Origin of the sequence: Advenella mandrilli (genome assembly GCF_016595155.1) — a bacterium.
Lineage (GTDB): Bacteria > Pseudomonadota > Gammaproteobacteria > Burkholderiales > Burkholderiaceae_B > Advenella > Advenella mandrilli.
The window spans coordinates 70,884-84,204 of record NZ_JAENGP010000001.1 but is presented as its reverse complement, the minus strand read 5'-3'; the positions used below and the strand labels follow the sequence as shown (position 1 = coordinate 84,204).

Annotated in this window: 9 protein-coding genes and 1 tRNA gene; 7 read left to right on the top strand and 3 right to left on the bottom strand. The window is 51.4% G+C overall.

Going from position 1 to position 13,321, the window contains the following annotated elements:
• Positions 1-34: 34 nt before the first annotated feature.
• Both JHL22_RS00360 and JHL22_RS00355 read right to left on the bottom strand, forming a co-directional pair.
• Entirely contained in the window at positions 35-889 is an 855-nt protein-coding gene (locus JHL22_RS00360) for an undecaprenyl-diphosphate phosphatase (RefSeq protein ID WP_200232663.1), read from the bottom strand.
• Positions 890-905: 16 nt separating this feature from the next.
• The gene (locus tag JHL22_RS00355) at positions 906-1,700 is read right to left on the bottom strand and encodes an inositol monophosphatase family protein (protein ID WP_200232662.1); all 795 of its coding nucleotides are present in this window, start codon (positions 1,698-1,700) and stop codon (positions 906-908) included.
• Positions 1,701-1,813: 113 nt separating this feature from the next.
• Here JHL22_RS00355 and JHL22_RS00350 point away from each other — a divergent pair, with 113 nt between their 5' ends.
• From JHL22_RS00350 to fdhF, 7 genes are all read left to right on the top strand, one after another.
• Complete coding sequence (locus JHL22_RS00350; RefSeq protein WP_200232660.1) at positions 1,814-2,578, top strand: RNA methyltransferase; 765 nt, start codon at positions 1,814-1,816, stop codon at positions 2,576-2,578.
• Positions 2,579-2,672: 94 nt separating this feature from the next.
• A complete protein-coding gene (locus tag JHL22_RS00345) occupies positions 2,673-4,169 on the top strand; it encodes an AMP nucleosidase (protein WP_200232659.1) in 1,497 nt (498 codons plus the stop codon).
• 16 nt (positions 4,170-4,185) lie between these two features.
• The gene (locus tag JHL22_RS00340) at positions 4,186-5,121 is read left to right on the top strand and encodes an AEC family transporter (RefSeq protein WP_200232658.1); all 936 of its coding nucleotides are present in this window, start codon (positions 4,186-4,188) and stop codon (positions 5,119-5,121) included.
• Positions 5,122-5,127: 6 nt separating this feature from the next.
• A complete protein-coding gene (gene mutS / locus JHL22_RS00335) occupies positions 5,128-7,779 on the top strand; it encodes a DNA mismatch repair protein MutS (RefSeq protein WP_200232657.1) in 2,652 nt (883 codons plus the stop codon).
• Between the two features lie 324 nt (positions 7,780-8,103).
• Complete coding sequence (locus JHL22_RS00330; protein ID WP_200232656.1) at positions 8,104-8,583, top strand: NAD(P)H-dependent oxidoreductase subunit E; 480 nt, start codon at positions 8,104-8,106, stop codon at positions 8,581-8,583.
• Positions 8,571-10,121, top strand: a complete 1,551-nt coding sequence (locus JHL22_RS00325; RefSeq protein WP_200232654.1) for a formate dehydrogenase beta subunit — start codon at positions 8,571-8,573, stop codon at positions 10,119-10,121. The genes JHL22_RS00330 and JHL22_RS00325 overlap by 13 nt, the downstream gene beginning before the upstream one ends.
• A gap of 35 nt (positions 10,122-10,156) precedes the next feature.
• Positions 10,157-13,054 (top strand): formate dehydrogenase subunit alpha, encoded by a 2,898-nt coding sequence (fdhF, locus tag JHL22_RS00320; protein ID WP_200232653.1) that lies wholly within the window; start codon positions 10,157-10,159, stop codon positions 13,052-13,054.
• Positions 13,055-13,194: 140 nt separating this feature from the next.
• On the opposite strand, the gene JHL22_RS00315 is transcribed toward fdhF, so the two are convergent.
• Positions 13,195-13,270 (bottom strand) — tRNA-His (locus JHL22_RS00315).
• Between the last annotated feature and the right edge of the window lie 51 nt (positions 13,271-13,321).

Here is a 13,321-nt window from a genome sequence, read left to right as displayed (position 1 = left end):
GTGGGAGCCAGAAAGAAATGGGAACCAGAGTGCCTTATGTTGATGCTGACAACACCCAGATCCCGACAATCAGACCCAGTACAATCCGGTACCAGCCAAACGGCCGATAAGAATAAACGCTAATAAACTTAAGCAAGGCACGAACCAGCAACAGGGCACTGATAAAAGCCGTAATAAAACCAATAACCACCGCCAGCATATTACTGTTGCTAAGCTCGCCACCATATTTATACATGCTTAAGACCGTAGCCCCCAACATGGTTGGCATGGCCAGGAAGAAAGAAAATTCGGTCGCGGTTTTACGGTGAATACCTGACATCATGCCGGCAATAATGGTTGCCCCCGAACGGGATGTTCCGGGAATCATGGCCAGGCACTGGGCAAATCCAACAATAAGCGCCTGTTTCCAGGTAATGTCTTCCAGGCGTTGTACCTTTGTACTTTGGGCTTGCTCCGTGGGTGAGGCGTGCTTGGCCATATCGGGGCGTCTTTCAACCCACAACATAAGAATGCCCCCCAGCACCAGCGTAAAGGCATAAATCATGAATTTACCATCCAGCAACTGGCTGATCTGCTTGATCAGAATAAGGCCAATCACTGCGGCAGGTAAAAACGCCAGGATCAGGTTACGAGTAAACAACAACTCGGTGCGGTCGCCGGTAAACGTACCCCGTATGACCTGCCACAGGCGAAACCTGAAAATCCACATGACCGCCAGAATGGAACCCAGCTGAATGACAATCTCATAAACCTTGAAATTACCCGAATCAAAATTGATCCAGTCACCAATAATTAATAAATGCGCCGTACTTGAAATGGGCAAAAACTCGGTCAAGCCTTCTACCACACCCAAAAAGGCTGCCTTCAGTAAATAAATAAACTGTTCCATTCAGATGTTCTTGCCGTTATTCTTGCAAAGCTGCAATCATTTGAGTAAATACTTTAGGGTTGCCCGCCAGCAAATTACCCGTTTTCATCCAGGTTTGCTCGCCTTCAAAGTCGCCAATCAGGCCACCGGCCTCAAGAACCAGCAAGCTGCCTGCGGCAATATCCCAAGGTTTCAGGTTGACACCGCAGAAACCGTCAAGACGCCCGCAAGCCACATAGGCCAATTCAAGCACCGTAGCACCCAAACGGCGAAAACCCGTGCTTTCATCTACCAGGGGATAAAAACGCTCGGCCCCTTTGCGGTTGGAACTGGTCACGGAAGGGAAGCGGCCAGCCAGCATGGCGTCGGCAAAACGGGTACGGTTGGCAACACGGACACGACGGTCGTTAAGGAAAGCGCCACCACCACGGGTAGACGTAAACATTTCATTGCGGGCCGGGTCATACACAACAGCTTGAGTAATAACGCCACGATGCGCCAGGGCAATGGAAACTGCATAGTTGGGAAAGCCATGAATGAAATTCTTGGTGCCATCAAGCGGATCGATAATCCATTGATATTCGGGAGCGGCATTGGCTTCGCCATCTTGTGCAGATACGAATCCGGACTCTTCCCCCAGGAAAGCGTGGTCAGGGTAAGCATCGCGCAACACATCAATAATCGCCTCTTCTGCTGCGTGATCAATTTCAGTCACATAATCATTATGGCCTTTACGGGCGATTTGAATTTTATCAATATCAAGGCTGCCGCGGTTGATGATTGCGCCGGCACGTCTTGCTGCCTTGATGGCAATGGTGAGCATTGGATGCATAGTTGTTCTATTTTAGTCGAGTTGGGTAAAACGCTCATTTTAAAGGACAACCGCCCCAAGTTCTAGCCAAACCCTCATTTTTCATTAGAATATATGGTTTTTAAAGGAATATCATGCTTTCCAGCTTTGCCCATACCCGTTTCATCATGGTGGCACCCAGCCACCCCGGCAATGTCGGTGCTGCCGCCAGGGCCATCAAGACCATGGGCTTTAACGAGCTGGTGCTGGTGTCTCCCAAAGATCCGGACATCAAAAACAACCCCGAGGCCATTGCCCTGTCAAGTGGCGCCACTGATGTCCTGCACAACGCCCACCTTGTTTCCACCCTTGATGAGGCCCTGGCGCCGGTCACACTTTCATTTGCGCTTACCTCACGTAACCGGGACATGGGCCCGCCAGCCCTGGACATCCGCCAAAGTGCCCAATTAAGCGCCCTTCATTTGGCCAGCGCCCCCGAAAACCGCGTGGCGGTGGTGCTGGGGACAGAAAGAACCGGTCTTGAGAATGAGGAAATTAACCGCTGCCACCGTATTTGCCACATTCCGGCCAATCCGGCCTACAGCTCCCTGAATGTATCGCAAGCCTTGCAGCTAGCCGCATGGGAATTACGTTATGCGCTAATGGAAAGCAATCCGGTATCTACCCAAACCAGTGAAACCCAAAATGCCATGGTTTATGCGCCCAGTGAAAAAGTGGAAGCCCTGGTTAAACACTGGGAACAAGCCCTGGTCGCCATTGACTTCCTGAACCCGGCCCACCCCAAAAAGCTCATGGCCCGCATGCGCTACCTGTTTACCCGCATTCACATGAGCCAGGAAGAAGTGGACATGATGCGCGGTGTTTGCACCAACATTATCAAGCATGCCAGCAAAAAATAAGGCCGGTGCTGTCATTGTCATAATATGTCGCTATACTGTGTAAACAGGACATATCATCCTTTAATTCCAATAACAAAATGGCACTGTTACAGCAATGACACATACTCACCTTCCCCCCAAAGCAATCTCCACGCCCGAGCATATTGCTTTTACCGCTTTTGATAATGCCGAAAAGGCTTATGAGCAACTGGTGTATATTTATCAACGCAACACCCTGTTTATTCGTACGGCGTTCAGTCATTTCATCAACAATGAAAACCCGCCCGAATACAGCGTTCGAGCATTTTACCCGGCCATTCGTCTGCGCGTTACCGATCACAAGGAAATTGATTCCCGTCTTTCCTACGGTTATGCCACCGAACCGGGCATGTATTCCACCACCATTACCCAGCCCGAGCTGTATAAATCCTATTTGCTGGAACAACTCAGCCTGCTGATTAAAAACCACGGACTGGCGGTTGAAATTGGCGAATCCAAAACCCCTATCCCGCTACATTTTTCTTTCACGGGCAGCCCGTATGTAGAAAGGGTCTATGACGACACCAACAACCTGACCCTGCGCAATTATTTTGATGTACCCGACCTGGCAGTCATGGATGACGCCATCGTTAACGGTACATTGAAAACCGAAGCAAACATACCGGCTCCACTGGCACCTTTCACCGCACCACGCATTGACTACTCCCTGCACCGTCTGCAGCACTATACGGCATCGGCCCCCGATCACTTTCAGAGTTTTGTCCTGTTCACCAACTACCAGTTTTATGTGGATGCTTTCTGCAACAAAGCCCGCGAACTGGTACGGGATCCCAACAGCGGCTACAGTGAGCTGGTTGAACCTGGCAACCTGGTCACCACCGCCACACACAACCCCGAAGCAGGTAGCCAACCGTTCCGTCTGCCCCAAATGCCGGCCTATCACCTGAAACGCCCCGATGGCCAGGGCATTACCCTGGTCAATATGGGGGTTGGACCTTCCAACGCCAAAACCATTACCGATCACATTGCCGTACTGCGCCCCTCTGCCTGGATCATGCTGGGTCACTGTGCAGGCCTGCGTAATACCCAAAGGCTGGGCGACTACGTGCTGGCACACGGTTATGTGCGCGACGATCACGTGCTGGATGCCGATTTACCTTTATGGGTACCCATTCCCCCACTGGCCGAGGTACAGGTTGCACTTGAACAGGCCGTGGCCCAGGTATCCGGCCTGGACGGCTGGGAACTCAAACGCATTATGCGTACCGGCACCGTCGCCAGCATTGACAACCGCAACTGGGAGCTGCGCGATCACGATGAGCCGGTACAGCGCCTGTCACAATCACGTGCCATTGGACTGGATATGGAATCGGCCACGATTGCCGCCAATGGTTTCCGCTTCAGGGTGCCATATGGCACTTTGCTGTGCGTATCAGACAAACCGCTGCATGGCGAACTGAAACTGCCCGGCATGGCCACCGACTTTTACCGTACGCAGGTTAACCAGCATTTATATATTGGCATGCGAGCGCTGGAAATTTTGCGTGAAATGCCCAGCGAACGCCTGCAATCGCGTAAACTACGCAGCTTTATAGAAACCGCTTTCAAATAAGCAAGGAATTTTCAGCTTGACGGCAGTTGTCAATGCGGTAATACCGATTTTTGCCCTGATCCTGATCGGTTATCTGGCTGCAAAAAAGAAAATACTCAGTCATGACGCCACCCACCACCTGAATCTTTATGTGGTGTGGCTGGCCCTGCCTGCGCTGCTATTTCAGGCCATGGCCACCACGCCCTGGCAAGACCTGTACCAGCCAGGCTTCATTGCCGCCTCCATGGGCGCCATGCTGATTGTCTTTCTTGTTTATCTGGCTTGGCAAAAAAAAACAACCCCACTGGCCAATCGCAGCATTAACAGTCTAAGCGCCTCATACAGCAATACTGGTTATATGGGCCTTCCTTTATGCGCCCTTGTGTTTGGGCCGGAAGGACTGATACCAGCCATCATCTCCATGATATTAACCGCCTGCGTGCTGTTTGCAATGGCCATTGTTTTTATTGAGTTTGGGGTACAGTCTTCACCCAAATTAAGTAAGACCCTGCGCAAAACCGCCCTTTCCCTGGCTAAAAATCCACTTATTGCCGCACCGGTTCTGGGCGGTTTGGTGGCAGCAACCCCTTTCAGCATTCCTGCACCACTACTGGAATTCACCCGCCTGCTGGGTGCTTCGGCAAGTCCCTGTGCACTGGTAACCATTGGGCTGTTTCTGGCACAAACCCCCAATAAGGGTCTACAAACCGGCACGGCAACCGTGCTTACCTTGAAACTGTTGTTCTTGCCCGCCTTTACGGCACTTCTGGTGTTTTACGTTTTTGATATGCCACTGGTTTACCAGCAAGCCGCCATTCTGCTGGCCGCCCTGCCAACCGGCACCGGCCCCTTCATGCTGGCAACCCTGTACAAGCAAGACAGCAAACTGGTTTCACAAAGCATTTTCCTGTCTACAGTCATCTCGGTACTCACCATTTCATTGCTTATTTCCTGGTTTCAACCGCTACAATAACCCCCTATGAGTACAAAACCCCCATTATCCAAATCCCAAACGGACAGTAACCGTTTTGCCGGCCACACGCCCATGATGCAGCAATATCATGCCCTTAAAGAAGAAGCAGGCTCAATATTGCTGTTTTATCGCATGGGCGATTTTTATGAAATGTTCTACGACGATGCCATTAAAACGGCACGCCTGCTGAATCTGACCCTGACCAAACGCGGCACGTCCAATGGCGAGCCGATTCCCATGGCAGGTGTACCGGTTCACGCCATGGAACAGTATCTGGCACGCCTGGTTGCCATGGGCGAATCGGTGGCCATTTGTGAACAGGTGGGCGACCCGGCCACCAGCAAAGGCCCGGTTGAACGCAAAATCGTCCGTATCGTGACGCCCGGCACCCTGACCGATGAAACCCTGCTGCCGTCCAAGTCTGACCGTCCGTTAATGGCCATTTACCTGCCTCATAAAGGCCGCCAGCCCAAATATGGCCTGGCATGGCTGAACCTGGCCAGTGGTGAGTTTCGCCTTACCGAATGCGATATAGCTTCGCTGGATTCCGAGATCCACCGAATTGCCCCAGCCGAAATCGTGCATGCCGACTCTTTCCAGCCAGAAACCAGCTGGCAAGGCACCTTAAGCACCACCGCAGACTGGCACTTTGACCAGAACGAAGGCAACGCCTTGCTATGCCAGCATTTTGGTGTTGATTCCCTGGCCAGTTTTGGTATTCACGATATGCCTTCGGCAGTCACCGCTGCCGGTGCCCTGTTGCGTTACACCGAAAGAACACAAACCCAGTCGTTGTCCCATGTGCAGGGCATTAGCGTTGACCAGGCCAGCGATTACCTGGTGCTAGACCCGGTAACCCGCAAAAACCTGGAAATTACAGAAACCATTAGTGGTGAAGAAAGCCCAACCCTGTTTTCTTTACTGGATGCCTGCGAAACCCCCATGGGTAGCCGCCTGCTACGCCGCTGGCTGCACCACCCGCTACGCGCCAATGAAGCGGTTGCGGCCAGACAGGCCTGCGTGCAGGCTTTCCTGCTGGGTAGATCTGACAGCCCCTTGCACCCGGCCATCGTACTGGAAAAAATCAACCAGTTATTCAAATCATTTCCCGACCTGGAACGCATTGCCACCCGGATTGCCCTGCAATCGGTTCGCCCCCGCGAGCTGGCCAGCCTGCGCGATGCCCTGGCCCGTCTGCCCGATTTGCACCAGTTGCTCAACGAGCATATTGCCTCTACCCCGCGCATGGAAACGCTCTTTGCAGCCCTGGCCATAGACCCGGCCTTGCAACACCGCCTGCACCAGGCCATTGATGCGGAACCCGCTGCACTTATTCGTGAAGGTGGCGTGATTGCCCCCGGCTTTGATGCCGAACTTGACGAGTTGCGTACCCTGGCCAGTGACAATGGCGCCTATCTGCTGGAACTGGAAGCCAGGGAACGCACCCGCACCGGCATTGCCAACTTGCGGGTTGAGTACAACCGGGTACATGGATTTTTTCTTGAAGTATCCAAAGGACAGATTGACAAAGTCCCTGCCGATTACCGTCGTCGCCAGACCCTTAAAAACGTCGAACGCTACATTACCCCCGAACTAAAGTCCTGGGAAGACAAGGTCCTGTCTGCCAAAGACCGCTCATTAAGCCGGGAAAAATGGCTGTATGAACAGTTGGTGGAAGAATTGACCCAGGCCGTACCGGTGCTGCAGCAATGCGCCCAGGCCATTTCTGAAATTGATGTGTACTTATCGCTGGCGCAACATGCCCGCAACAATGACTGGGTGGCCCCTGAATTATGCGAAGCACCCATTATTGAGATTGAAGGTGGCCGCCATCCGGTGGTTGAACGCACCATAGAACGCTTTACCCCCAACAGTTGCCAGATGAACCCCAACCGGCGCATGCTGCTGATTACCGGCCCCAACATGGGGGGTAAATCCACTTACATGCGGCAAATTGCCCTGATTGTTTTGCTGGCCCGCATGGGCAGTTTCGTACCGGCACAGTCTGCCCGCATTGGCACGATAGACCGTATTTTCACCCGCATTGGCGCTGCCGATGACCTGGCCGGTGGCCGCTCTACCTTCATGATGGAAATGACCGAAGCTGCGGCCATTCTTGCCGCCAGCACACCACACAGCCTGGTGCTGATGGATGAGATCGGGCGTGGCACCTCGACCTATGATGGCCTGTCTTTGGCCTGGTCAATTGCCTGCCGCCTGTTAACCCACAACCAGGCACTCACCCTGTTTGCCACCCACTATTTTGAAATTACCCGCCTGCCCGAGCAAAACGAGGCCGCCGTTAACGTTCATCTGGCCGCGGCAGAATCACCCGGTGGCATTGTGTTTTTACATGAAGTCCAGGAAGGCCCCGCCAGCCGCAGCTACGGAATCCAGGTCGCCCAGCGAGCCGGCATTCCCGCTGCGGTTATCCGCCAGGCCAAGCGTGAACTGGAACGCCTTGAAAACCAGGCCAGCAACACCGCACAACTGGATTTATTTGCCGAAACCGCCCCGGCTAATGACCAGGCCAGCGATGACCAGCTTGAGCTACAGGCCCTGCGCGACGCCATTAATGATCTTGATCCTGACAGCCTGAGCCCGCGTGAAGCGTTGGATGCCTTATATAAACTGCGTAATCTTTTTGGGCAGAAATAATAAGACTACGCATTCCCACGCGGGAGCATGTGAACGAGGCCAGGTTTCGTTCTGGCTCCCATGCTCCTGCGTGGGAGCAAATCATCCACTAATACGCATCTTCTGAACAAAAAACCCGTTTTGCTGCCACCAGCATTCAAAACAAGTGAGTTATTTTCAACGATATATAAAAATCTATCACTTGTAATTCAACATTAATCTTGTTTATCATAAGCATAGACATTTACTATACTTAAATCGTGGCGGCAAACAAAACAAACATGAACTGCATAATGCCTATGCGAATTTGAAAACATTATAAATAAGCATTACAAAGGATGAGACATGCAACCGGCTACCCTTCATGAGCCCCGGCACACGCACGGCCAACTATTAAACCAAATACTGGAAGAACACCAACACAAAGAGGGAAACCTCTTGCCCATCTTGCATGCCGTTCAAGACCATATCGGCTATATCCCTGAAAACTTGATCGCCCCCATCGCTCAGGCGATCAATCGTTCCAGTGCCGAAATCTTTGGCGTGATCAGTTTTTACAAACACTTCAGAACGCAAGCCTGTGGCGATATTCATATTGAGTTTTGCCAGGCCGAAGCCTGTCAGGCGCGGGGTTCAAAAGAAGTTGAGCAAGCAGTAAAAGAAATGCTTCACACCGAATGGCCGAATGCCACCCTGGAACCGGTTTATTGTCTTGGCTTATGCGCCCAAGGCCCTGCCGTCGCCGTCAATCAACAACCGCTAGCTCGCATTACCCTTGAAAAAATCAAGGCAAAAATTCAAGGAGTGGCCGCATGCAAAGGGTAAAAATATATATCCCCATGGATTCAGCGGCCGTCGCCGTAGGTGCCAACGAGTTGGTCGCCCCCATTCAACAAATGGCGTTAGAACAGAATATTAACGTTGATATTATCCGCAATGGCAGCAGAGGTCTTTTATGGTTAGAGCCCCTGGTTGAAATACAAACCCCCAAAGGCCGCATGAGCTATGGCCCGGTCACACTTGAGGATCTGCCTGGTTTATTCAAATCAGGATGGCTCTTTGGCCACGATCACCCCTTGTCACACGGTTTGACCAACGACATTCCTTACCTTAAAAACCAGGAAAGGCTAACGTTTAAGCGAGTGGGCATCATTGACCCCTTAAACATTCAGGACTATGCCAACCAGGGCGGCTGGCAAGGCTTATTAAAAGCCCTGACCCTCAATGATGAAGCCATCATCAACACCGTCACCGAGTCTGGCCTGCGAGGGCGTGGTGGTGCCGCGTTTCCAACCGGCATCAAATGGAATACCGTCCGGCAGGCACAAGGCCAGCAAAAATACATTGTTGCCAATGCCGATGAAGGCGACTCTGGCACTTTCTCAGACAGAATTCTCATGGAGGGTGATCCTTTTTCCTTAATTGAAGGAATGATCATTGCCGGCCTGGCAGTTAATGCCAGCAAAGGCTATATTTATGTGCGCTCAGAATACCCCATCGCCATTGACACCTTGCAAAAAGCCATTGCCATTGCCACTGAACACCAATATTTGGGCACCAACATTTTAGGCTCCGGCTTCTCTTTTGAACTGGACGTCAGAAAAGGAGCAGGTGCTTATATCTGTGGCGAGGAAACGTCACTGCTTGAAAGCCTGGAAGGCAAACGCGGCGTTATCCGGTACAAGCCGCCGTTGCCTGCCATCAAGGGTTTTATGGGCATGCCGACCGTTGTCAACAACGTGGTTTCACTTGCCACCATTCCTGTCATTCTCGCCAAAGGCGCAGATTTTTATAAAAACTTTGGCAGCGGCAAGTCTTACGGAACCCTGGCTTTCCAACTGGCCGGCAATATCAAACGCGGCGGCCTGGTTGAAAAATCCTTTGGGGTTAGTTTAAACGAATTGCTCTACGATTACGGTGGCGGCAGTGAGGATGGACTGGCCCTGAAAGCCGTCCAGGTTGGCGGGCCGCTAGGGGCGTATTTATCTGAAAATGAATGGAATACCCCCCTAGATTATGAGGCATATTCAAAAATTGGTGCCATGGTCGGTCATGGCGGTATTGTTGCTTTCAGCGAGAATGTTGACATGGCTGAAATGGCTGAATATGCCATGGCGTTCTGTGCCCATGAGTCCTGTGGAAAATGCACCCCCTGTCGCATTGGATCAAAGCGCGGCGTGGAAACCATTGTAAAAATCCGCAAGGGTATTCAGACAAAAGAAAATCTGGCTCTCTTGGAAGAATTATGTGACACCATGATTGCCGGTTCTTTATGTGCCCTGGGTGGTATGGCGCCATACCCTGTCATGTCGGCCATCAACAAATATCCGCAAGACTTCATAAAAGAAAAAGTGCAACTTTAAAATATAAAAACACAAGTTTCCAGGAGACAAGGATAATGTTAGAAACGGTCCTCAAGCGCGATACGGATTTTGGCACCCCGGCCATCACCAATAATATCAACGAAGTCAGCCTTCAAATAGACGGGCACACCATTCATGTCCCGAAAGGCACCTCCATCATGCGCGCCGCCTCGATGCTGGGCCTGGCTATCCCAAAATTATGCGCTACCGACTCTTTGGAACCCTTTGGTTCCTGCCGGCTTTGCCTGGTCCAGATAGAAGGACGCAGAGGATACCCCGCCTCATGCACCACCCTGGCAGAGGAAGGTATGGTGGTGATAACTGAAAACAAACGCCTTGCCGATTTACGACGCAATGTCATGGAGCTCTATATTTCCGAGCATCCCCTGGATTGCCTGACCTGTTCGGCAAATGGAGATTGCGAACTGCAGGACACCGCAGGCCAGGTTGGACTCAGGCAGGTCCGGTTTGAGGGTTATGATAAAAAACAGGCCAATAAAACCGTCGACAATTCAAACCCCTACTTTACCTTTAACCCCGACTTATGCATTGTCTGCAATCGCTGCGTCAGATCCTGTGAAGAAACACAGGGCACGTTTGCCTTAACGGTCGATGGCAGAGGGCTTGAATCTCAAATCAGCACTGGGTTAAACACGAATTTCAAAGACAGCGACTGTGTCTCTTGTGGCGCCTGTGTCACAGCCTGCCCAACAGGCGCACTCATGGATAATAGTGTCATAGAGATGGGTCAGCCCAATCATGCCGTGATAACAACCTGTGCTTACTGTGGCGTTGGCTGCGGCCTTAAGGCAGAGCTTAAGGGCGAAGAGCTGGTCCGAATGACGCCATGGAAAGATGGCAAAGCCAACGAAGGTCATGCCTGCGTCAAAGGCCGCTTTGCCTGGGGCTATGCCACCCATTCAGACCGTATCACTACACCCATGATCCGGTCATCAATCAATGAGCCCTGGCGTCAAGTATCCTGGGAAGAAGCCATCAATTATGCCGCCAGCGAAATAAAACGCATACAGGCCAAATATGGACAAAACTCGGTAGGCGCCATCTCTTCATCCCGTTGTTCAAATGAAGAAGTCTATTTAGTGCAGAAAACCGTGCGGGCGGCTATGGGCAATAACAATATTGACACCTGTGCCCGAGTTTGCCATTCACCCACCGGATTTGGCTTAAAACAAACGCTGGGGGAGTCAGCGGGTACGCAAACGTTTGAGTCCGTTGCCGATAGTGATGTGATCCTTATCATTGGTGCTAATCCGACTGATGCCCACCCCGTGTTCGGATCACGCTTAAAGAAACGATTGCGCCAGGGCGCAAAACTCATTGTTATTGATCCAAGAACCATCTCATTGGTATCCACGGCACATGCCAAGGCCGATTATCACCTGCCTTTAACACCCGGTACCAATGTGGCCATGCTTAATGCCTTTGCGCATACCATCATTTCTGAAAACATCCAAAACAAAGCGTTTATCGCCGAACGTTGTGATTCGGAAACCTTTAAAGAGTGGCTTGAATTTGTCTTGCTTGATGAAAATTCACCAGAATCAGCCGCCACGATAACCGGGGTTCCAGCCCAAACCATCCGTGAGGCGGCACGCCTGTTTGCCACGGGTGGCAAGGCTGCCATTTATTACGGCTTGGGTGTCACCGAACATAGCCAGGGTTCAACCGCCGTCATGGCCATTGCCAACCTGGCCATGATCACTGGCAATATTGGCCTGAGTGGCGTTGGCGTCAACCCCTTACGGGGCCAGAATAACGTACAGGGATCTTGTGACATGGGTTCATTTCCCCATGAATTTCCCGGTTACCGCCACGTATCCGATACGGCAACCCGCAACCAGTTTGAACAAGCCTGGGAGGTCAAGCTTGACGCAAACCCGGGCTTGCGCATTCCCAATATGTTCAATGCGGCCATCAGTGGCTCATTCAAAGGCCTGTATTGCCAGGGAGAGGACATTTTACAGTCAGACCCCAATACGCAACATGTAGAAGCCGCTTTAGCCAACCTGGAATGCCTGATTGTCCAGGACCTGTTCCTGAATGAAACGGCCAAATATGCCCATGTTTTTTTACCTGGCGCTTCTTTTCTGGAAAAAGACGGGACATTTACCAATGCCGAGCGCCGTATTTCGCGCATTAGAAAAGTCATGCGTCCCAAGTCTGGCATGGCTGATTGGGAAATAACCCAGGCCTTGTCAAATGCCCTGGGTTACCCCATGCAATACGAAAGCCCTAGCGACATCATGGATGAAATTGCGCGCCTGACCCCCACCTTCGCCTCGATCAGCTATGCCCATATCGAGAAAATGGGTGGCAGTGTTCAATGGCCCTGCAACCCCCAAAACCCAGAAGGAACGCCGATTATGCATATCGAGAGTTTCCCTCATGGAAAAGGAACCTTTGTACCTACCAAATATATCCCCACAAACGAGCGCACCAACAAACGCTTCCCGCTCATTCTTACCACCGGCCGTATTCTTACCCAATACAATGTAGGCGCACAAACGCGTCGAACCAGCAATACTGTCTGGCATGAAGAAGATTTGCTGGAAATCCATCCTCATGATGCATCAGACAGGGGAGTTGAAGATAACGACATCGTTCAGATTACAAGCCGGGTCGGACAAATTGCCATGAAAGCCAAGGTGTCCACTCGTGTACAACCCGGCGTTGTTTACACGACCTTCCACCATCCTGTTTCCGGCTCCAATGTCATTACGACCGATAATGCCGATTGGGCGACCAGCTGCCCCGAGTACAAAGTAACGGCAGTTCAAATAAGCAAGGTGGAAAATTATGTATCAGAATGGCAAAACCACTGGTTTACCACCGATAAGAAACAGCAGGACTTTTTGAAATTGGCGGATCCTGGTACGCATGAACAAACTGATTTGCTGTTGAAGCAAAAATAGCCATTGAACCCAGGACCCCTAAGCGGGTCCTGATTGCCATCTTTATATTTTTTATTTTTTAGTTGGCGGTTTATTGTACAAGTAACTGAAGCACAAGAATCAAGGACGAAAAAAAACCGCACAAGGCGGCTGTTTTTTATTGGGGTGACCGATGGGGCTCGAACCCACGACAACCGGAATCACAATCCGGGACTCTACCAACTGAGCTACGGCCACCACTGCAATAAAGATAGAACTATAGCAAGTACTTTCAGATTTGACAAGTCC